The following is a 20,889-nucleotide window of genomic DNA, read 5'->3' on the forward strand; positions in this document are numbered from 1 at the left end:
CACGCCCGGAAGGAACCCCCGCGATGACCGGCCACCTGATCGCCGACCCCACCACCACACCCACACCACCGCCCGCCACCGCCGGATGGGATGCCCTGTCTGCCGCCCTAACCGATGAAGCCCCACCGATCGCAGACCGCGACGACCTGGTCGTCACCATTGCCCCCGGCGCGGCGCACGGGCACCCGGCGGTGTTCATGCCCCACAGCGCCGCCATCGAAATCGACGGCACCCGCCTCGGCATCGACCCGGCCACCGCGCGGCCGGACCGCAACAGCGACCGCGCCCGCTACGCCGCCGTGTGGGGCGCGTTCGTCCACGAATGCGCCCACGCCCAACATTCGGTGTGGGAAGCGCCGCCGGTGGCGAATCCGGCCGTGGTCGAGGCCGCCCTGCTGTTGGAGGAATCCCGCATCGAGGCCGCCCAGATCCGTCGCCGCCCCGATGACCGGCACTGGCTGCGCGCCAGCGCGACCGAGATCGTGATCGGCGACAACGGCGGCACCGATGCCGCCGCCCAGATCCCGCCCACCGATTATGCCGCCGCCCACAACGCCGCCCTCCTGCTGGGGCGCGTGGATGGCGGCATCCTCACCGCGTCGGAATGCGCGCCCGCCGCCGGGGTCATCGAGTCCATCCTCGGCAGCGACAAGCTCGAGAAGTTGCGCGCGATCTGGCAGCAGGCCCACACCGTGGCCGACGACGACACCAACACCATGCTCGAACTCGGGCAACGGTGGCTCGATATCGTCGGCCCCGACCCGCACGCCGACCCGGATCCGAACTCGGTCCTGTCCGCCGCGATCGGTGACACCGTCACCAACATCAGCAACGCCGTTGCCGCGCAACCGGTCCCGGTCGACCCTGCCGAAGCGGCGGCCACCGCGCAACGAGAGGCCCAGCGTGCCGCACGGCGCGCGGCGGCGCGGGCGCAGAAGGTGTTCGGCAACGGCAACGGGACCGGCACCAGTGCCAGCACCCGCGCCACCCGCACGCCGCACCCGGACGAACGCGCCGCCGCCCGGGTGCTGGCCCGCGCCCTCAACAACGCCGCACAGCGCGAACGCGCCACGATCAAAACCACCTCCGCGTTGCCGCCCGGCCGGTTGCGGATGCGCGGCGCACTGGCCCGCGAAGCCCAACGCGCCGCCGGGGCGCTGCCCACGGCCGAACCGTTCACCCGGACTACCCGCAAAACCGTGCCGATCCCGCCGTTGCGGGTCGGTATCGCCTGCGACGTGTCCGGTTCCATGAGCGACTACGCCGACCCGGTCGCCTCGGCCGCATGGATCATCGCCCGCGCGGCCGAGCTGGCCACCATGCCCGCCGCTACCGCCACGGTCACCTTCGGCGCATCGGTGGCACCGATCACCTACCCGGGCACCGCGCCCGCCCGGGTCACCCAATTCAGCTGCCCCGATTTCCTGCACGCCATCGACAACGCCATCGAGGCCCTCGACGGTGCCCTCGAGCTGTCGCGCCCGGAAAACACCCGCCTGCTGGTGATCATCTCCGACGGCTACTACGACGGCAGCAACCGCGACCGCGCCCAGAAACTCCTCGATCGGCTCCGCGCCACCGGCTGTGCCGTGCTGTGGCTGGCACCCGACACCGGCACGGCACCCGACCCCCTCAACGGCGCGAACCTGCACCTGATCACCGACCCCGCTACCACCGCCCACGCCATCGGCCGCGCGGCCACCGCCGCCGTACGCACTGCCTGACTCCCGTAGCGGCAGCCAATCAGCCACCAGCGGGATCCAACTGCCCGCGCCGAACCCACCACCGAACGAAGGGGCAAGAACATGGACACCCACGGCACCACGCCAACAGCAGCGGAAGCACCCGATCCGCAGTCACCCACCGAATCCGACAGCGAAACCTTGATCGGCTCGACCACCCGGCCGATCTGGTTCCACGGCGTACAGCTACCGGCCGGAACCCTGGTCCGCATCGTCCGATTCCGCCGCGACGGCACCGCCGAGATCATGCGCACCGACGTGTTCGGCCTGTCCAAGCGTGTCGCAACGGATGCCCTCGACTGCCCATAGCGCACCGACCGAGACGAAATCGGCACACTACCAACCTCTTTAGGAGTTCGGCCATGATGAACAGCGACACCACCCCGACGGTCAACCAGGCACCGGTCAGCGCGGCGAACACCACCGGCGATCAGGTCAGCCGATTCGGGGCCGAGTGCCCGATCCGGGTCGGTGACGAGGTGACCGGTCGTGACAACCCGACATGGCGCGGCCGGGTCCGCTCCATTTACCTCAACGACGAGGTCGCGGAATGCGCGATCGAAACAGCCGACGGCAGGCGGGGCTTCGCGCCACCGTGGGCCTTGGTGCCTGCCGATACGGAACCGTCCCGCGAATGGCGAGACCGGATGCAGACCTTCAAGAAGGCCCAACGTGACCAAGCGATGGAGGCGCTGCGCCGAAAGCGGCACGAGGCCGCTGAACACGCCGAAGACCTCGCCGGGCGGCTGAACACCATCGCCACCGCACTCCGAGATGGCGACACCCCCGACCCCGGCGAACCCGTGGAAAACCTCGCCCATACCTTCGCCTTCGCGCTGCATGAAGTGACTGAACTCGATGACAGGGTCGTCGCCGCCGGGCTGTCGGCCACCGACGAGCCTCAGCGACACAGCGCCGCCGAACCGGCCGGTTCCGACGAACTGCTCGCATGGTTCCGCGTCCTGCAACAGCGCATCCGCGACGAGATCGACTGCTACAGCACCCGCGAAGACGGCACCGAGGACTCGTCTGCCTGCGCCGACCACCACGACCGGCTCGAAGCCCTGTATGCCGAGGCCAACGACACCATGGCCGCGCTCGATAGCCACCTGGACACCGGCGGGCCGCTACCCGCCGCATGGGCACACATGCCCACGCCCCACCCCCACTGATCCCACTCCGGCGGCCCCGCCACCCACCGCGTCCAAATCACCTGCGGCCACCGAAAATGCCCCGAGGAGCCACGTCATGAACTGGAACGAATCTGCGACGAGCAGCGCATCGGCCACCGGTCCTGCCCCAAGCCACCAGCACACCGACGCATTACGCGCCCAGCTGGAAGCCGCGTACGACCTGCCCTTCGGGCGTGCACGGGAACAGCGCATCACCGACCTTGTCCTCGCGATCATCACCGCCGAGATCGGCCGTCGCAATCCCTCGATCAGCACCGTGCTGCTCGACTGGGCACCCTACGGCGGGCTCGGCGTCGCCGGATTCCGCGACCACGACGGCAACAACATTCGCGACCACGAACTCGACCTCGACATCAGTTTCTACGCCAGCGATATCCGCGCCGCCGACAGCAACAATGCACTGACCCAGCCACCACACGAGCAGGGGCTATTCCGTCTCGACCTGCACGACACCATTCCCGCCGCCGATGAACGAGAAGAAGGAAACAACCGCGATGATCACACCCCGCGTCGGTGACCGCGTTCGTATCACCGGGCTCATGCCCGACGATCCCGCGCCGCTGGAAATCGGAACAATCGGAACGGTGACACGGATCCCCAGTTCATGCCCCGGCCAGATCTTTGTCGACTGGGACAACGGGAGATCACTGATCCTGCTCGAATCCGACCCGTTCGAGATCCTTCCGACGCACTCGCCGCCACAACCTGGCGATCGAGGGGCCGCTTTACCCGGCCCGGCTGCCGCCGACACCAGGAGCAGCAGACGCGGGCCATATTGACCCGCGCGGAATGCAGCACCGCTGATGCCCTGGGGCCGCCATACCAGCGGCCCCAGGGCATCGTCAGCGCCCTGTTCAGCTGTCTGCGTTCGGGTGTCCCACCACGCGCCTGGCGACCGGCTGGCCCAAATCAACTGGGGCACCCACCCCGCCGCCGGGTATGACACCGGCGAACCTGTCATCGAAGGGCCCGACTGGCGATCACCAATAGTCCGCGCCACGTCGCCACGGCGGCACGGGTACCGTCCAGCTCCCGGACTTGTCCTTTTCCCTTTCTCGCCGGAGTTCGTCGCGCTCGCGGCGAACCTGTTCGGTGATGTCGTAGATCACATCGAGGTCCGCGGTCGTGCCGCCCATCACCTCGATACCGACCATGCCGTCTTCGACCTCGTAGTCGAAGTAGACGATCTCCTCGGCAGCGTGCCGGGGGCACCCGGGGACGGTGACGATAACCTCGTCATCGAAGATCCGGACGCGCACCCGGACCTCACCGCCACCACATGGTGAGTACCCCCAGCCCAGGCGACGGGAACGGTCCGAGCCGAGCAGGCACCCGCGATTGTGGACGGCTTCAGCCGTCATGGACAGCACGGCAGCCGAGTCCAGGGCGGAATCGAGCAGGTCGCTCAGCCGCTCCCCGGTGATTCGATCCAGCCCTCGCAGCTTGACATCCACTCCGTAGTAGGCGGCGGCAACGGTCCTCCACTCGACACAGCGGATCTCGGCGTCGGCACGCACGCGCTTCAGGTCGTCGAGTACCTGCGAGACCTTCGTGCGGAATTCCTCGTTCAACTCGCTTTGGCTCAGTGTGTCTCGCTGCCAGTAGGGCACGACCACGGTCGTCGGCGTCAACTTGGCGGACTGAAGTGCGTGGACCTTCGGCAACAGCACATCAGCTGCGGCGAGGACATCCTCGCAGGTGGGATCCGCCAGGCCGTCAGGCCCCAGCTGTTCGGCATCGGCACGGCGCCAATACTTCCCGGTCCCGTCGACGCTGATCTTCAACGGACGCAGCCGTGAGTTCCTCTCGGCCTGCTCGCGTGCCTGCGCGGCCTGCTTTTCGCCGCGTCGGAGAGCTTCGGCATATTGCACGCCGTCCTCGGCTGCGATCCTGCGAGCGCGACGGCGCCGCCGCGCACTGCTGTTCTTCGGCATGTTCTCGTCCATTCCCGGCAGAGGCGCCCACGCCACCCTGCCTGCAACGAACAAGCATGCGAACAGGGGAAGTGTGAACGCGGGCCCCGGGAAGGACCTTGGCCATCAACGTCACCGAACCGGCGTGGGCGAGGCAACTCAGGCGAGAACGAGGAGCGCGTGCGCGGCCTGTCACTCCGCAGGAGAGCTTATCCTCTCGCGTGCTCGTCGAGAACCAACTTCGCCGAGACCACCATCCACGAGCAGGGGCCCGGCGTCTGCCGGGCCCCAAGCTGGCCGCCCTGTGAGGGTCCGGCCGGATTCATAGGTTCACTTGCTGTTGTCGATGCTGCTGGCGAGCGAGTCGAGAACGTCCTGGACGCCGGGGCCGTAACCGGTTTGGTGTACTCCCGAGGTGTAGAACTCGGCCGCGTCGCTGCCTTGGCGGACAAGGTCGGCCATGTCGGACAGGGCAGCGCTGGTCGCGGGGTCGGTGCGGGCGGTGAGGTCGGCGACCAGACCGGTGAGCTGGCTGGCTCCGTCTCCGACGAGCGCCGAGGCCGCGGTGGCGGCGAGGTCGGCGGCTACCGGGACGAGTCCGGTCAGTTCGAGGCCGGCGCCGACGGGATCGCCGAGGGCGAGTTTGTCGACGGCGCGCCAGGCGACTTCTTGGGCGAGACCGATGTCGGTGGCGACGCGGCCGAGGTCGACTCGGCCGATGATGCCGACGACTTGGGCGGCTACGGCGGTCCAGCCGCTGGGGTCGGCGGCTGCGGCCATCGAGAGTGCACGTGCGACGAGGCGTAGGTCGACCTGGTCGGCGATGCGAACCAGCGGGCTGAACAGGTTGTTGAGTTCGCCGCTGATGCGGTGGGTGCCGCCGATGTCTCCGGCCAGCACGGTGGGCGGCAGGCGCAGCACGTTGTCGCCGATAGCGGGCAAGTTCGCGGCGAACTCGGCGAGACCGCCGAGCACGAGGATGACCTGCCGTGTCACCGAGGAGGGATCGAGCACACCGGTCGAAGACGAAGTGGTGGTGGTGTCGTCGAGGAGGGAGGAGTTGCCGGTGAACGCGCGGCCGACAGCGGCAAGTCCGGGCGATTCTTCCGGCGAGGTGGCGCAGTAGAGGTCGCCGGCGGCGCAGACGGTGCGTACTCGGTTGGCGAGGCTGCCGAAGTTGTCGCGGGGGCCGGCGATCCCTTGCCCGTCGACCGGTTGTCCGAGCTGCGGTGTGCTCGGGTCACGGTTCGGGTCGGACAACAAACCAACGGCGAGCACTCGCGAGGCCGGAATCGGATCTTGGCTGCGGCCGATGGTGGAGGTGACGTCGCCGACGACATCGGCACCCTGTGAGTACCCGGCCATGACGACCTGAGTGGTCGGACACAGCCCCGCCAGCAGCCCGGACAGAGCTTGTACTCCACCGGATTCCGACTGCTGGTACGGGGCGGGGGCAGCGGCATAGGCCAGGGACCGTACGTCGATGTCGTTGCCGTAGCGGGCGCGCAGCCCGTCACCGATCGGTGCCAGCATGCCCACCGATCGGGTGGGGTCAGCGCCCGGATTGGTTTCGCCGGTGCCGGGCACCAGGACCGCCGTCCATCGGGGGCATGCCGCGCTGCCAGGTTCTGCGGTGGCAACTCCGGTCGCGACGGTGGTGACGGCGGTGGCGCCGACAACCACCACAGCCGCAGCCGCTACCGCACGCGCGGCGAACCGAGGGGCTGTTGCACGGTTGCGGCGGGCGGGCGCACGCCACGGTGTGAGTCGGAGATTGAACATATGGGGCTCCCAGGGACGTCGTATTCGGTCGTGCGGGTGAGTTCTCTCGCCGCACTGGGAACTCCGGGATTTCAGGGGTCTTTTGGACACAACGGGTCAGCAAAGCCATCGAGAGGAACGGACGGGGCGAACGGAAGACGCCCTTCAGCGGGTCTGACGGTGGGTATGCGACTCAAAGGGGTGTTCGGATGCGTTGCCCGGCGAATCAGGATGGTCAGGGTCGGCGCGCAGAACCCACCGAATCTGCGCCAGGCGGTTGTCGTTCGCGCGCCACAGGAGACGGGGCGATGGGGATCGGGGACGCGCGTTCGCGACGGCTGGGCGGGCATCGACGGGCGTACGTCCTGGAAATGGCGAGAGCGGGAGTAGGGCGGTTGCCCTTTGACAGGGTGGCCGCTCTACTCCCGCCGGGTCCGGGTGGTTCGGTTCAGGACTGGGAGGACGGTGCGAGTGCGAACTTCTTGGGGCGCGTGGTGGTCATCTCCGCGACCCCGGAGTCGGTGAGCCGTACGAGGGCATTGTGGACTGCGCCCGAGGACCGACCACCGAGCGCCTTGCCGATCTGGTGCGGGGTGAACTCCTGGCCCGGGTGGTCACGCAGGTGATCCTCGACCAGCCCCCGCAGTGCACCGGGAGCGAGTTTGTCCGGATGCGGCGACCCTTCGCCGGTATGACCGGCTGGTCCCGCATCATCGGTGTCGGTGTCGGTGGCCGGTTCGTCCGAAGTTGTGGCGTTGTCAACGATTTCGTCGATGTTCGGCGGGGGCGGGGTGGAGTCATCGAGATGCGAGGCGTCGGTCTCCGGTGTGCGGGGCTGAGTTTCAGCATCGTCAGGGGCTTCGCCGTCGCCGGAGGTGTCGGTGTCGGGTTCGGTGGTGGGCGCGATGCTCCAGCGGGCGGCGGCGTGGGGGTTGGTCTCGTCGGTGTGGCGGGAGATGCTGCCGTCGGCGGCCCACATGTTGAGGAGCTTGCGGGTCTTCGACTGACTGATTCCTGCGGCGGTCGCCAGTTCGGCGGCGGGTTTGGGGTCAGCGCTGATGACCGCCCACAGGGCGTCTTCGACGGCGGTGCGGGCAGATTCTGTCGTGGTGGACATGACATTCTCCTGGGAAATGGTGGCTGGTGGTGTGTTTCGTCATGTCCCGGCCGGGACGGCACCCCGGGAATTCGGATTCGTGGGGCGCCGGTCTCCATGGACGCTCGATACGGGGTGAATTGTCAAGCGGAATCGGGAACGAAGCGGTCATATCGGCGGTATGTCACTGAAATGGCCGTGACTGTCTGCATGGGAATTGATTCCGTTTCGGTGTGGTCTTGACAAACCCGGGTCTATCGAGCGTCGATGGTCGTGGAAACCCGTGGTTCGGCAATCCTGCCGATGAATGGGTGACCACCCCGGCCGGGTCGCCAATCACGATTCCCTCGATCGAACTCCGGAGAAGCCGCATGCCCACTGACCACGACAATCGCGAAACCAGCTGAGTCGCAGCATCTTCTCAAGTCGGGCTCGGGAACGACCGTTCCTGGCGAAGCTGACTGGCCCCGGCGTGGGCAGCGCAGATCATGTGCGCGATGTCGGCGGAGGGGCCCTCGTGAAATCACTCGCTACGCACAACTTTTCGGAACAGTTTGGAGACTTCTCATGGATAACACCGTTCTCACTGCAAGATTGGACGAGTCCTACACCGTCATCGGCACCAGTGAATGCGTCCACCGCATCCGGGAAGTTACTTTCCAGGTGACTTGTGTGGATGATTGCATCCATAGCGAGGGCAGAATCTGCACCGAGTGTGCGCCGTCGTGGCAGCTGGATTATGAATTCGACGAGCCGTTCCCGTTCGAGCGTGTGGCCCGGGTGACCGTCCGCGATCTGCTCGACGCGGGACACGTGCGTGTCGGCGATCGATTGGCCAGTCCCGACAGCGAGGTCACGGCGGTGATCACGGGCTGCGGTGGCTTGATGCTGCCCGACGGCCGCATCTTCACCAATCCTTCCGCCGCTGCCAACGCCGTCGGTGGTAACCGAAACGAGTAGCCCGCAGACGTGACCCGCGCGGCTCGCTTCCCTCGCGTGGGCCGCGCGGGTCACGTGCGTCGCGGCATGCATATGCGCCCGGCGCGAGCGGTGGATATCGCCCCTTCTGTGCCGCGATGCTCGGTGCTCTGCATGGCGGTTGGGTGTGCCGGGCCTATATGCCGTTGCCGCAGCATCCAGTGGTTGGCCCTCGTCCGGATGAACGTCTTCGCGGGCACCGTTTTCAGGTTCTGGGATTGTCGGGATGTTCGTGATCCCAGGGAAGGGGTTCGGCGAACAGGTGCTGGGATTTCCACAGGGGGGGGCGCATTCGGCGCAGATGGTGTCTTGGTGCTGGCATCGGCGGGGGTCGGCGATGGGGATCTCGACTTCGTCGATGTGGTGCACGAGTTCGGTGCCGCCGGGCGGGATGTGGGCGAAGTCCGCCAGCGCGGTGACGGTGGCCGGTAGAGTCATGGGGAAGCCTCCTGTCGAGATGTGACGGCTCGCTCTCGGACCGATCGGTCTAGAGCTGCGGTGCCGGACCGGCAGCGGGCGGCGCGAGGTCGGCGGGGCGAGTGGCCTTGTAGTAGTCATCGCCGCGCCAGCGGTATTCCGAGATTTGAACAGGCTCGTTGAAGGTCGGCGCGTGCAGCATCTTCCCGGCGCCCAGGTAGATGCTGACGTGGTGCACGTCGGCGTCGGTGCCGTAGAAGAGGAGATCACCGGGCAGGAGTTGGTCCTCGGGGATAGAGGGCCCGGTGTGGACTTGGTCGTAGGTGGTGCGTGGGATGGCGATGCCGGCGCGGGCGTAGGCGGCTTGGGTGAGGCCGGAGCAATCCCAGCCGCCGGAGACCTCGGGGCCGTTGCCGCCCCAGACGTAGGGTTGCCCGAGTTGCTGGCAGGCGAACGAGATCGCTGTCGCGGCAGCGGGACTCGCGGCCCGTAGGTCGGCGCAGTCACCGCTGCCGGGCGGTGGTGCGGTGGCGTGCGTGGAGTAGCGGTCGGCCTGGGCGAGAACGTCGCGGACGTACCAGTCGGCGTGGTTATAGGCGAAGATCGCCGCGTAGAGATCGCCCGGCGCGCCGGAATCACACAGGTAATGGGCGGCTGCGTGGACGGCGTCGTGCGGGTTGTATCGCGACGGAGGTGTCGCCCCGCCAGCGGGCAGCGGATGCCGGGCGACGACGGAGTCGAAGGTGGGGGCCAGGAACTGCATCGGTCCACCGGCTCCGGCGAAGTTCTCCCCGGCGGCGACGCCGGGCAAAGTGGAGCGGCCGTGGTCGGTTTCGATCTTGCCGATCGCGGCGAGTACCGACCAATCCAAGCCCGGACACGAGCCGGCGCCTTGCTGATACAGCACCAGCATCTCCGGCGGGATATCGGTCAGGGCCTCGGTACTCGGCGCAGTGGCCGCGCCCGGTGCCGGAGCCGGGGTGGGAGCATGGTCGTAGACGGCGACGGTGGCGACGACCGCGGCGATCACGACCGTGCAGAACACGACCGCGGCCGAACCGACACCGAGTGCTTTGGCGAACATCACGAACCTCCGGTCTCGCAGGGCGGCATCGGTGACGGCGGGTCGAGGACCGCCGGCCCACTGGTCGTGGTCGGCGCGGAGTACTGCGGGATGCTCGCCGGGGGCGGGGTGAGATGCGGCCACGAGGCGGGGAGCTGGTGCAGCGCCAGTCGTTCGCCGCCGTGACCATCGAGGGACAGCCAGACACGGTCGGCGGGGCTCGGATGTTCTGCGGTGGGATCGAGAAGATCGGCAGCGGCGGTTGCGACCGGCACCGCGCCGGGGTCGGGCAGCGTTTGCCACGTCTCGAGGAGGGCACGGCGGGCGGTGGTTTCGCGTCCGGTGGTCGGCACCCACAGCAGAACGGGAGTGACGATGCCCGTGGAGCGGGCGAGTTCGGCGTAGCCGGCGAGCTTGCCGGCCACCGAGGAGAGGGTGATGGTGCCGAGGTCGAATTCGAGGAAGAAGTCCAGGGTCGCCCCGGTGTGGGTGTAGCGGCCGTAGGCGTCGGGGCGGACGAGATCACCCCAGAGCCCTCGGCTGCGGCCTTCCGACCACCACGCCAGCACCCGCCCGTGGCCGGGAGTTGTGACGAGGGCGGTGAACCATTGGTTGACGCCGACGGTGTGTGCGAGGTGCAGGCTGTGGGCGATAGCGAGGGCGCGCTCGTGGCGGTAACGCAGCTCACGGACCTCGATACCGGCTTCGGCGGCGACCACCGCGGCGCCGGCGGGAGCCAGGACCCAGTGCCCCGGGGCGGTGCCTCGCGCACGGAGGGGCCGGAACCGGTCGACGACCCGATACCTGTGCAACAGGGTGAGGCGGCGACGGGCTTTGATGATGGTGGGGAAGGCCAACTCGGCGAGCTGGGTGGTAGTCAGGACGCGATGCTCGAGCAGCATCCGCAGAATCCACCGATCCCTGCCGGTGAGCCGCACAGCCAGACCGGCGTGGCCGATCGCCGACGGTGCCCGGGTTGGTCGGGGTGCTCGCAGATCCCTCTGCCTATCCGGGTGATTGATCATCGCAGCAACCTCCGAGAGTTGAATTACCTTGCTAGACAGGTGAATCCGTGTGGACTCACTGGGTCAGGACAGGCGGGGATCGCCGCCACCGACCGGTGGAGCAGCAGATTTTGTGAGATCCGGCCCCGGTTCGTCGGTGTCGGGTTCTGCCGGCTCCGTGGTTGGAAGCGGTGCGGCGAGGCGAGCACGGGCAGCGGCGCGTATCTCGCGGGCGCGCCCCGGCACGGCTGGTGGCAGGGGTTGGGTGGTGAGGGTGAACGGTGGCGCCTGCTGGCCGCGGACCAAGACCCGGGCGGCGGCGTGGAAGGCGTCGAGGTGGGTCAGGTCGTGCTCGGACAACCAGGGAGTCGTGTGGCGAGCCAGGTCTCGGGCATCTTCGGGGGACGCGGTGAAGATGACCTTGTTGCGTGCATTGGCCGACACCGCCGCCCGCATGTCTGTCGGCAGCTGTCCGAGGTTTTGGTGCGCGATGACCAGAGACAGGCGCAGGCCGCGGGCCTCGGCGAGCATGTCCTCGAGTGGGGTGGCGAGGTTGAGGAAGTTGTGGGCTTCGTCGAGGGCCAGGGTGGCGTCGGGGCGCTGGTCGGGGTGGGTGCCGACGCGGGCGGTGGTGGCCTGCCAGGTGCGCGCTACGAGCAGCGATCCCATCAGGCGGCTGGTGTTCTCGCCGAGAGAGCCTTTGGGTATCCGGGCCAGGCAGATGCCGCCGTGGTCGAGCACGTCACCGAGATCGACGGTGGAGGGTCCGGCGGCGAGTGCGTCGCGTACGAATTGCCGGAACAGAAAGTGCCGCAACTTGTTCAACAACGGTCCGATGACCTGGTTGCGTGCGGAGTCGGTCAATTCCTCATACGAGGACCAGAATCCACGCAGGACGGGGTCGGTGGTGGCGCGGGTGACCCGGGTGCGGAACGCGGGCTCGGTCAACAAGCGCGGTAGATCGGTGAGGGTGGCGACGCCGGGTTGGCGGCACAGGGTGAGCAGGCTTGCTCGCAGGACGTCGTCCGTGCGCGGGCCCCACCATTGGGCGAAGGTGCGGTGGAAGATGGTGGCCAGGTTGTCGACCGCGCGGTCGGTCCCCGCTCGGTCGGCGGGGGTGTCGAGCGGGTTGAGGCAAGGCGGGCGGCTGCGGGAGTCGGCGTCGAACAAGACGACTCGGTCGGCGCAACGCCGGGGCAACCGGGCGAGGATGTCGGTGATGAGGTCGCCTTTGGGATCGACGACGACCACGCCGCGGTCCTGATCAGCCTCCTCGAGGATCAGCCGCCCCAGCAGTGTTGACTTCCCGACGCCGGTTGGGCCCAGGACGTGCAGGTGGTGGCGGGCGTCGGCGACGCGCACCGCCACCGAGCGTCCACCGGGACTGTCGGCAACGCCCAGGGGTTTCGAATACGGTCCCGCCGCAGGGATTTCCGGGGTCGGTGCGATGGCGCGGGCTCCGGCCCGCTGCACACCAGGAATGGCCGGATCATGCGGAAGATGGGCGAGTGCGGCCAGCTCCGGCACCGACAACAGATCACCGCGGCCCAGCCGCCGCTGCGAGAGCGCCGAGCCGAGCCGCCGCGTGCGGCGGTGCCGGTAGTAGTTGTGATCGGTGCAGGACCCGAACACCACCGCCAGCGCATCCGCCCGACCCCGCGCAACGGCCCGCGCCGCGACCCGGTCACCGGTATCGGGCACCGACACGGCATAGCGGATGACGGTCTCCCAGTGCGCACCACGGGCTTTACCGGCGGCGGCCCGCTGCTCGGTCGTCTCGCGCATCGCGGCCTGCCGATCACTCGACTGGGCCGCCGCCGCGGCACGGACGCGGCCAGCGCGGCGGACCGGGCCCGGGGTGAGCAGATCGAGCACCTCCCGCAGCAGCGGGATAGGCCATGCCGCACCGGTCCCGGTTCGGGTGCCGCGCCGCACGCGGCGGCCGGTGACCGGTCGCGCCAGTACCTGCACGCAGGCGGCCTGCCCGGGGCCCAGATCATCGGCGGCGGAGATGAGATCACGAACCAGGTCCGCGCCGCCGTAGTCGGTGCGGATCGGCAGTGCTTCCCGGCGCCCGAGCCGCAGCTCACCTCCGGACAGCAGCCGACGATCCTCAAGCCCAGGAGGTGTGAGCGGCGGGGAGACCGTATGGGCGGTGCGGGTGTGCGCGCCCGGCCACGCGGAGGCCACCGCCCGCTCGACCAACCCTGGCGGAATCCGGCCGGGTACCCAGAGCCGAATCGCCACCCCGTGCTCGGGGGTGATGCTGTACTCGAACCCCAGATGCGGTTGCCCGAACAGCATCCGCCGCCAGGACGGGCGCAGCTGCCCGGTCAGATGCGCCCACAGTGCCTCCGCCCCCTTCGGATCGACCTTGGGAGGCGTGAGGACGGTGACCTGGCGGGCGTCGGTGGCCAGCCGGTGCCGGCGCAGTCGCTCGGCAACCCTCGCCGCGGCGAGCACGCCCACCATCAGCCCCACAGCGATCACCGCCGCCGGACCGGTCACCACCCGTAAAGCGGTGTCGGCGAGTTCGCGCATCGCTGCGGCGGGGTCGAGCAGCAGCTCGCCCACGATGCCGTGGTCCGCCGCAAACAGCATGAGGGACATGGCCTATGCCGCCTGCACATCGACGTAGACGTCCCCGTCGCCGTCCTCATCCGCCAGTCCGGTGTCGACATCGGCGTTGTCGTCGGTGACAATCGGAGTGAACGGGGCGGGTTCGGTGATGTCGAGACCTGACTCCTCGGCATCTGCGGTGTCGGCGAGTTCGCTGGGATCGGTGGTGACCAGCGCGTGCTCCTCGACGGAGGCCATCGAGGCGAACACGGCTCTGTCAGTGCCGTCGAGAGCGATCAGCCCTTGCCCGCGGGCCGCCGACAACAAGAACTGTCGTTCTCCGTCCGAGAGCTTGAACGCGGTCGCGACCTCGTCGATCGCCTGCGGCGCTTGATGCAGCAGGATCTGGGTGGCCGCATTGGACACGATCGCCTTACCGAGTTCGGTGCCCAGCACATCCGCACAGTCCTGGGTGGCGACCGTGAGGCCGGCCCAGTACTTGCGGAACGACTTCGCGGCCCGGAACAAGAACTCCGCACCGGCGGTCTGGCGCATGATCAGCCACGCCTCGTCCACGGTCACCATCCGCGGCCGACGATTCGCCGGGTTGGCGACTCGCCGCCAGGTGGCATCCAACACGAGCAGCGTCCCGATCGTCTTCAACTCATCGGGCAGCTCCCGCAACGAGTAGGCGACCATCGCCGCATCCGGGCTGACCGTCGTCGGCCCATCGAGCAGGCCCGCGAACGCGCCCTCGCCGACGAACGGAGCCAACGACGCGGCAAGGTCATCAGCCACGGCCGAACCGAGCGCGGCCAACTGCTCACACAGGACACCCAGGGTCGGGGCGGGCCTGGTCCACGTCGCGGGGTCCTCGGTGATCCCCGCACTCGCGTAGGTGGCGGTCACAGCGGTGTCGAGCGTGGCACGCTGCGCAGCCGTCTGGTCACCGAGCAGGACCCGGATCACGGTGTGACAGAATAGTTTCCGTCGATTCAGTGCATCCGACGGTGCGGTGCGGCGGCCGTCGGGGCGGGTATGGACCTCCAAATCGAAGGGATTGAGCCGGATCCCGGGGGCGCCGAGGTGGATATAGGTGCCGCCGACCGCCTCGGTCAACGCGCGATACTCGTCTTCGGGGTCGATGATCACCTGTTCGATCCCGCGATACAGCGACCGCAGAATATCGGTCTTGACCAGGTAACTCTTACCGGCGCCGGAACGGCCGAGCACGACGGCGTTATGGTTGTGCGCCTCGGGACCGAACCGGTCGACGAACACCAGCCCGGATGCGGCGTCTCGCCCGTAGAGCACCCCTTCTGGCGATGCCGCGCGGGCCGGATCACCAACAGGCAGTTGCGGACTGGAGAACGGGAACGCCGCCGCAAGGGCATTGGTGTCGAAGGTGCGGCGCACCTTCACCAGATCCAGACCCAGCGGAAGCGTGGAAACCCAGCCCTGGGTGGTGCGGTAGGACAGATGGCAGGTGTCGACGAGCAGACTGGCTGCCAGGGCGCGGACGGCGGCGACCTCGTCGGCCAGCTCGGCTTCCGAGCGGGCGTGCACGGTCAGATACAGGCCGATTCGGAACAGTCGAGCTTCGGCGCGTGCCACCCGGGAGGACAGTTCTGCGGCATCCTCGGCCGCGACCTCCACCAGGGGATCGGTGCGGCGGCCGTAGCTGGCATCGTGAAATCGGGTCGACTCCAGCCGGGCGAGCTGGCGCCGCAGCCGGGAGGCGGCGGTGACCGGGTCGACCGGATCGATATGCAGGGCAACGTCGAGGCGGCCGGGGTGCGACAGCAGCGGAGCCAGCCAGCCGGCGGTGACCTCACGCGGATACCCGGTGACGGCGAGCGTCGCCACCCATCCTGTCCCTACTTCGAGGTGCCGTGTCCCGATCGCCAGCGAATCCGGCCCGAATCCAGCTGCGGCACCGGCGATCTGGCGACGTCGGCGACGCAGGGATCCTCGCCGATGCGGGTGTGCGTCGATATCGTCGGCCAGTTCGATATCGGTGGAGGTCTCGGTGTCCGGGCCGTCGGTGGTGATGACGGTGTGGGGGCCGGCGATGTCTGCGGAGGAGGGAACGAGACTGCCGGGGTTGCAGGCGCCGGTTACCACGGCGGTGGCCTGCGCGTCATCGAGCGGTGTCACGGTGACACCCATCGGGGCGAGGAGGTCGGCGGCCTCATGCACCCGCCGCAGTAGCCGGGCCTCCGCGGCGCGCCGTGCCGCGGCCGACAATTCCCGTCGAGCACGCCGACGCCCCGCGACCAGCCAGCCCAGCATCGCCGCCGGCGTCGGTCCACCCAGCCTGTCGCTCGTCGCCGGGAGGTCGAGGGGTTCACGCCAGACCAGCAGTACTTGCCGGTGCATCAGGTCCTCCCCGGCCGCGAGTCCGGCCAGGTGGTCGGCGTGACCGTGCGCGGCAGCGGCCAGCTCCGGTGACATCTCACCGACCGAACGCCACAGACTCTGCAGCTGGCCGGTCAGATCCAGGCGCGTCGACCGCAACAGGATCTGCACCGGTTGGCGCAGCGTGTGCAGCCAGCCCCCGAGCTGTGAGACCAGGGCATCCTGCTCCTCGGGAGTGCGCAGGGCGAGGTTGACCGTCCCGGCCGCTGCGACCACAGCCAGCCCGTCCGGGCCCAGATCGACCACCCCGACCCCGTTGGCGCTGGTGACCGCCTCGGGTAGCTGTAATGCTTTGGCCGACAAAGGCTGCGGCACCAGCGGCTTCTTCCCTCGACCCGCAGCGCGGGTGAGCCACCGTGGTGCCGTAGCGATCCCTTCGGGCGCGGCTACCAGGCGAGAAGGCCGCAGACGTTGCCGTACGGCGGCCAGCAGCAACCGGTCGCCCGACAGGCCGTCGCGGGTGGTCAAGATCAGCACCGCGACCGCGGTGCCCAGCGGGACGGCTCCGGCCAAGAACGCTGCGGGGGCGATCACTTCACGAGTTGCGGTCCACGCGAGATACAGCAGTAGCGCGGTGACCGCGAGGACTGCGAGCTGGCGGGCGGTGAATGGGCCGATCAACCGGTCTTGCCGGTCGACATCGGCAGGAATACGAACGGGCGTGCTCATCTGGGGTTTCCTCCTCGGGGAGTGCGGCGTGCGCGCCGGCGGACAGGGAGATCGGGCAGCGGCAGATGCAGCTGACGACCTGCCGGTGTCGAGGGACGTGGCGGCGGAACCGGTGGCGGCGTGCTCGCTCGCTCGGCGGGCCGGACCCGGGTCACCGGGAACGGCAGCCGGTACTGGCCGCTGCGCAGCGGCCGGTTGCCCTCATACGGATCGGGCGGATCGAACTCGAACGCCAACTGCGTGCCCTGCCGAGGACGCGGCGGCGGCGACGCCGACGCCGGTGCCGGCGCTGCGGGAGGCCCGGCAGGGGCGGGTGTCCGTCGGACCCGGGCAACAGGGATCGGCAGCGGGTACTGGCCGCGGTGATTGGCGCGAATCCCGCTGTAGGGGTCTGGCGGGGTGAAATCGAACGCGAGCTGGCGGCCTCGCGATCTCGGGCGGGTCGTCGGCCCAGGGGCGGTGCCGGGTGAGGCCGGAGCCGATGTGGTGGTGGCCGACTGCGACGGTGGTGTTGCAGGACCCTGCGTTCGCCGGACCCGGTGGACTCCTTCGAGGGGCAACATCAGCTGGCCGTCCCGCGTCGACCGTGTCCGCGCATACGGGTCGGCGCTGCCCACTGCAGCGGCGGCACCTCGGCGGCCGTTGCCCACCCTGTTGGCAGTGGCTGCGTTGCCCTGTGGGGTGGGGCGTCGAATCGCCGTGGCGGCAGCCTTCTCGCCGCTCTTGAGTAGGCCGAAGGTCTTGTAGGCGACGTATCCGCGGACCAGGGATCCGACCATGCTGCGGCCGTGGCCGATTCGCATGGTCGACATCAGCCAGAACGGGATCTTGATCAACACGCCCATCAGGGCGAGCCCGATGATCAGGCTCACGACGCCGTCCATGTTGGGCCCGAAGAATCCCCATCCTCCCGGGGTGAGGAAAACCCGCAGGGTGGTGACCAACACCAGCGACTGGACCACCTGAATCGCCAGACACGCGGCGAAGGAGCGCCACCACCAGCGAGCGATCGAGTCCAGACCAGGCAGCGCATGACACATCAAAGCCAGTGGTGCCGCTACGATCAGGATGATGGTGATCGCGACGCGCACGACGTAGGTGATGAGCAGTACCACCAGCATCACGACAAGCGCAGTTCGCAGCAGAACCAGGAAGATTCCGTTCCCGGTGACCGACCCGGTCAGTTCCTTCAGCGCGGTGGTGGCAGAGTCGGACTCGACCCCGCTACCGGCGAATGCCTCGGCCAGCGCGTTCGCGAACACGATCGCCTGGGTCGCCAGCAGCATGCTCATGGCACCGGCAATGAACCCGACCACGATCCGTGGCAGCAGTTCTTGCAGTGACCAGCGGGTCTGCAATGTTTCGCGGACCATCAGCAGGATGCCAGCGGCCACCACCAGCAGCCCGTACATGGCCAGCATCAGATGCCACGACGAGTCCCACAACTCACCGACCCGCGGCAAGTCACCGGGCTCCGGGGTGGTCAACAGTGTTTGCGACAGTAGCTCGAGCAGCGGATTGAGCGCCGAATCCACCAGGCGGGCAAAGAAACCGTCGATAGCATTCGCGACACAACCGGAGATATTGCGAATTCCGCAGTCGGAATCACCTGTATCCGACGGCTCAACCGGTACTTGACTGGAGTCGCCCGGCCAGGAGCCGCGCGGAGTAGGCGACGGAGTCGCGGGTGTGCTCGGACCTTGCGATGTGGGCGGAGGCGTGGGCGTCGGCGCGGTCGGTGCCGGTTGCTGGGGTGTCGTCGCCACCGGCGGCGGTGGCGGTGGGGCGGTGGGCTCGGCGGCGGCAGTCGCACCGATGCCAACCCCGACCACCAGCATCGCGACCACGGCCGCCACCACCCGCAACGGCCAGCCTGTTCGGGGGTTCGGTGGTGAGGTGCCGATTGGGAAGGCCGCGGTCATGGTCAGGCACCCACGATCGACTTGAGAACGGCGACGATCACCGGCGCGAGCATCGCCAGGCCGTAACCCAGGCATGCAGCGCGCAGCGCGGTCTTGGACTTCTCGACCTCGCTGGGGTCGCCGGAGGCCAGCACATAGCGGGCGCCGCCGATGGTCAGGAACACCGTCGCCAGCCCGGCAAGGATGCCGACCAGCCAGTTCCGGATATTGTCGAGTACCTGGTCGAACGACTCAGCGATGGCGAGTACCGAAACGGGTTCTGCCGCAGCGGTACCCGCGGTCGCTATGGCGGTCAGCGCCACCGCCGCGAATACCGCGATCGGGGCAAGGGCCCGCCGGATGGTGCCGGGCTGGGCCGTCCGGTGTGACGAGGTCGCAGAACGAACTTCAGGGAAACCGATCATGCGCATCGGCGATTCACCTCCACCTGGGTTGCCGGTTGTGCGGGGGCAGCCGATGTCCGCCCGCACTGGCTACTCCGCGTTTGCGAGCCACATTTGGACCTGGGAGTGTCCGGAAAATCGCCAGATCGGCCAGCGCGGGTAGTCGGCTGCGAGGTGGTGAAGGCGGTCTCCGCCGCGGGAGTACCTGTTGAACCCGACCGCCGCGGTGCGTGCTCGCCAGTGATCTCGCCGTGCCGTGTGGTGTTGTGCAGGCCGACAGCGAGGATCGCCGAGCCGAGCGGGCTGAGGGCGTACTGCCACGGCGGCACACCACGACGCCCCACACCGGGGCGGGTACGACGGCAACGGGTGAGCACCCCGCGACGGGTCAGCGCCGTCAGCCTTTTCCGTGCGGTGTCGACGCTGGGGAACAACAGGTCGGCGACCTGGTCGGCACTCAGACCCTGCTCAGCATCGAGCAGCCGCAGCACTTCCAGGTCCCGCTCGGTGAGTCGCTGTCGCTGCGCGGCCACTTCTGAGCCCTGGTCGTCGGCCGAACAGGACAGGAGTTGCAGGGCGCGGTGCTCGACGGTGCTGGTGCGTGCCGGATCGGTGGCTGCCGTGCGCGCGACCAGCCAGTCGAGGAGATCGTGTTCGCCTCGCTGGCGGGTCTTGCGCAACGCCCAGTGCGACAACCCCGTCGAATCGCTTGCCAGAGAGGTCACCGACCGCCCCTCCAGCCGGGTGGCGGCGATCAACTCGGCGACCTCGGCGGTAATCACGTTCTCCGCGACCGCCTCGGCGAGAATCTGTTCGGGATGCCCCGCCGGGGCCCACATCACCTGCACCGGTTCGTCCGCTCTGGTGTCGATGTCGGCTCCAGTGCCGACATCCGCACCGGGCACGGGGGCAGCGGCCTCCCGCCGCACCCAAGCCCGGCCACCACGGAACAGCGCCCACCGCAGTCGGAACCACAGAAACGGGCGCTCGACATCTATGCGCGGCAATTCGGCGAAGAACTCGGCCAACAGATCGGCCTCGATGTCAGCGCGGTCCTCGCGCCGGCGAGGTCCGAACACGCTGGCCATCCCCGCCAACATCGGTGCCGCCATCCCGGCACACGCCAAGGCTGCATCCGAACCGTGGGTTCGAGACCGGCCGATCAGCCACACCCAGACCGCATCCACGGTCTCGATCGGCAGCGCCGGGTCCGACAGCACCTGCCGCAACTGGCCCCAGGTATCGACCTGCCTGCCGAGTCCCGATACCTGATTCCTCACGACAGGTAGCGGGTGATCGGCTATCCGGTCGAGCGCCGACCGCACGACCGCCAGCGGCGAAGCTTCCGCATGATCCGGCCTCTCCGCAGAAATACTGTAATTCGCATTCATTGCCATTCCCCTTGCTCGAAGCGTTGATAAATCCGACTCGGCAAGGACACAGAACGGCCGCCACCAAAAAGCCTCCGAATAACCTCCAAACGACCTCGAGATGACCTCCGGCCGATCACCGATCAGCCGGATTCGACCACACGGAACCGGTACGGGAGCTTGAGCGCGGTGCCGGGAAACTGCTATCTACCAGGGGTTGTGTACGTTTGGTGGCGTTCCGGTGGCGCTGTACACCGCGCGAGAAGCTTTCGGGTGGACCGTCGAAAAATTGGCGTCAGATGTGGCGCTCTACAACTGTGGATATCGAAGATCGATCAGTCGATTTGCATAGTTTTCGGGACGGTTCGATGTCCAAAAACGGCGAATTCGTGAGGAGTTGA

General features: G+C 68.3%; 16 protein-coding genes. 6 read left to right on the forward strand and 10 right to left on the reverse strand.

Going from position 1 to position 20,889, the window contains the following annotated elements:
• Positions 1–23: 23 nt before the first annotated feature.
• From NWFMUON74_RS08325 to NWFMUON74_RS36845, 5 genes are all read left to right on the forward strand, one after another.
• The gene (locus NWFMUON74_RS08325; protein ID WP_054814850.1) at positions 24–1,724 is read left to right on the forward strand and encodes a VWA domain-containing protein; all 1,701 of its coding nucleotides are present in this window, start codon (positions 24–26) and stop codon (positions 1,722–1,724) included.
• Positions 1,725–1,805: 81 nt separating this feature from the next.
• On the forward strand, positions 1,806–2,051 hold the full coding sequence (locus tag NWFMUON74_RS08330; RefSeq protein WP_043736129.1) for a hypothetical protein: 246 nt from the start codon (positions 1,806–1,808) through the stop codon (positions 2,049–2,051).
• Positions 2,052–2,221: 170 nt separating this feature from the next.
• Entirely contained in the window at positions 2,222–2,914 is a 693-nt protein-coding gene (locus NWFMUON74_RS08335; RefSeq protein WP_156371218.1) for a hypothetical protein, read from the forward strand.
• A gap of 76 nt (positions 2,915–2,990) precedes the next feature.
• Positions 2,991–3,452 carry a hypothetical protein gene (locus tag NWFMUON74_RS08340; RefSeq protein ID WP_043736127.1) on the forward strand — a complete coding sequence of 154 codons (462 nt, stop codon included), beginning with the start codon at positions 2,991–2,993 and terminating at the stop codon, positions 3,450–3,452.
• 22 nt (positions 3,453–3,474) lie between these two features.
• Positions 3,475–3,714, forward strand: coding sequence for a DUF4314 domain-containing protein (locus NWFMUON74_RS36845; protein ID WP_218017685.1), 240 nt, complete (start codon positions 3,475–3,477; stop codon positions 3,712–3,714).
• 201 nt (positions 3,715–3,915) lie between these two features.
• On the opposite strand, the gene NWFMUON74_RS08350 is transcribed toward NWFMUON74_RS36845, so the two are convergent.
• The 3 genes from NWFMUON74_RS08350 to NWFMUON74_RS08360 form a co-directional block, all read right to left on the reverse strand.
• Positions 3,916–4,869, reverse strand: coding sequence for a hypothetical protein (locus tag NWFMUON74_RS08350; RefSeq protein WP_138456831.1), 954 nt, complete (start codon positions 4,867–4,869; stop codon positions 3,916–3,918).
• Positions 4,870–5,178: 309 nt separating this feature from the next.
• Entirely contained in the window at positions 5,179–6,534 is a 1,356-nt protein-coding gene (locus tag NWFMUON74_RS08355) for a cutinase family protein (RefSeq protein WP_043736125.1), read from the reverse strand.
• 523 nt (positions 6,535–7,057) lie between these two features.
• A complete protein-coding gene (locus tag NWFMUON74_RS08360; protein WP_051047221.1) occupies positions 7,058–7,726 on the reverse strand; it encodes a hypothetical protein in 669 nt (222 codons plus the stop codon).
• 546 nt (positions 7,727–8,272) lie between these two features.
• Here NWFMUON74_RS08360 and NWFMUON74_RS08365 point away from each other — a divergent pair.
• A complete protein-coding gene (locus tag NWFMUON74_RS08365) occupies positions 8,273–8,665 on the forward strand; it encodes a hypothetical protein (RefSeq protein WP_043736124.1) in 393 nt (130 codons plus the stop codon).
• A gap of 505 nt (positions 8,666–9,170) precedes the next feature.
• On the opposite strand, the gene NWFMUON74_RS08370 is transcribed toward NWFMUON74_RS08365, so the two are convergent.
• The 7 genes from NWFMUON74_RS08370 to NWFMUON74_RS08400 form a co-directional block, all read right to left on the reverse strand.
• Complete coding sequence (locus tag NWFMUON74_RS08370; RefSeq protein ID WP_051047220.1) at positions 9,171–10,184, reverse strand: C40 family peptidase; 1,014 nt, start codon at positions 10,182–10,184, stop codon at positions 9,171–9,173.
• Positions 10,184–11,065, reverse strand: coding sequence for a replication-relaxation family protein (locus NWFMUON74_RS08375; protein WP_197986985.1), 882 nt, complete (start codon positions 11,063–11,065; stop codon positions 10,184–10,186). The genes NWFMUON74_RS08370 and NWFMUON74_RS08375 overlap by 1 nt, the downstream gene beginning before the upstream one ends.
• A gap of 186 nt (positions 11,066–11,251) precedes the next feature.
• The gene (locus NWFMUON74_RS08380; RefSeq protein WP_082393322.1) at positions 11,252–13,768 is read right to left on the reverse strand and encodes a type IV secretory system conjugative DNA transfer family protein; all 2,517 of its coding nucleotides are present in this window, start codon (positions 13,766–13,768) and stop codon (positions 11,252–11,254) included.
• A 12-nt stretch (positions 13,769–13,780) separates the two neighbouring features.
• A complete protein-coding gene (locus tag NWFMUON74_RS08385; protein WP_082393304.1) occupies positions 13,781–16,813 on the reverse strand; it encodes a PrgI family protein in 3,033 nt (1,010 codons plus the stop codon).
• Entirely contained in the window at positions 16,810–18,810 is a 2,001-nt protein-coding gene (locus tag NWFMUON74_RS08390) for a TrbL/VirB6 family protein (RefSeq protein WP_479687449.1), read from the reverse strand. Before NWFMUON74_RS08390 ends, NWFMUON74_RS08385 begins: the two co-directional genes overlap by 4 nt.
• Entirely contained in the window at positions 18,738–19,145 is a 408-nt protein-coding gene (locus tag NWFMUON74_RS08395) for a pilin (protein WP_228792423.1), read from the reverse strand. The genes NWFMUON74_RS08390 and NWFMUON74_RS08395 overlap by 73 nt, the downstream gene beginning before the upstream one ends.
• Positions 19,136–20,398, reverse strand: coding sequence for a replication-relaxation family protein (locus tag NWFMUON74_RS08400; RefSeq protein ID WP_162240368.1), 1,263 nt, complete (start codon positions 20,396–20,398; stop codon positions 19,136–19,138). Before NWFMUON74_RS08400 ends, NWFMUON74_RS08395 begins: the two co-directional genes overlap by 10 nt.
• Positions 20,399–20,889 lie beyond the last annotated feature (491 nt).

It is taken from the genome of Nocardia wallacei, from assembly GCF_014466955.1.
In the GTDB taxonomy this organism is placed as follows: domain Bacteria; phylum Actinomycetota; class Actinomycetes; order Mycobacteriales; family Mycobacteriaceae; genus Nocardia; species Nocardia wallacei.

Bases quoted from the DNA above. Each gene is read 5' to 3' on its own strand.
- NWFMUON74_RS08325 (WP_054814850.1), top strand. From the start codon at position 24: ATGACCGGCCACCTGATCGCCGACCCCACCACCACACCCACACCACCG.
- NWFMUON74_RS08330 (WP_043736129.1), top strand. From the start codon at position 1,806: ATGGACACCCACGGCACCACGCCAACAGCAGCGGAAGCACCCGATCCG.
- NWFMUON74_RS08340 (WP_043736127.1), top strand. From the start codon at position 2,991: ATGAACTGGAACGAATCTGCGACGAGCAGCGCATCGGCCACCGGTCCT.
- NWFMUON74_RS36845 (WP_218017685.1), top strand. From the start codon at position 3,475: ATGCCCGACGATCCCGCGCCGCTGGAAATCGGAACAATCGGAACGGTG.
- NWFMUON74_RS08350 (WP_138456831.1), bottom strand. From the start codon at position 4,869: ATGCCGAAGAACAGCAGTGCGCGGCGGCGCCGTCGCGCTCGCAGGATC.
- NWFMUON74_RS08360 (WP_051047221.1), bottom strand. From the start codon at position 7,726: ATGTCCACCACGACAGAATCTGCCCGCACCGCCGTCGAAGACGCCCTG.
- NWFMUON74_RS08365 (WP_043736124.1), top strand. From the start codon at position 8,273: ATGGATAACACCGTTCTCACTGCAAGATTGGACGAGTCCTACACCGTC.
- NWFMUON74_RS08370 (WP_051047220.1), bottom strand. From the start codon at position 10,184: ATGTTCGCCAAAGCACTCGGTGTCGGTTCGGCCGCGGTCGTGTTCTGC.
- NWFMUON74_RS08375 (WP_197986985.1), bottom strand. From the start codon at position 11,065: ATGCTGCTCGAGCATCGCGTCCTGACTACCACCCAGCTCGCCGAGTTG.
- NWFMUON74_RS08380 (WP_082393322.1), bottom strand. From the start codon at position 13,768: ATGCTGTTTGCGGCGGACCACGGCATCGTGGGCGAGCTGCTGCTCGAC.
- NWFMUON74_RS08385 (WP_082393304.1), bottom strand. From the start codon at position 16,813: ATGAGCACGCCCGTTCGTATTCCTGCCGATGTCGACCGGCAAGACCGG.
- NWFMUON74_RS08390 (WP_479687449.1), bottom strand. From the start codon at position 18,810: ATGCCTGGGTTACGGCCTGGCGATGCTCGCGCCGGTGATCGTCGCCGT.
- NWFMUON74_RS08395 (WP_228792423.1), bottom strand. From the start codon at position 19,145: ATGCGCATGATCGGTTTCCCTGAAGTTCGTTCTGCGACCTCGTCACAC.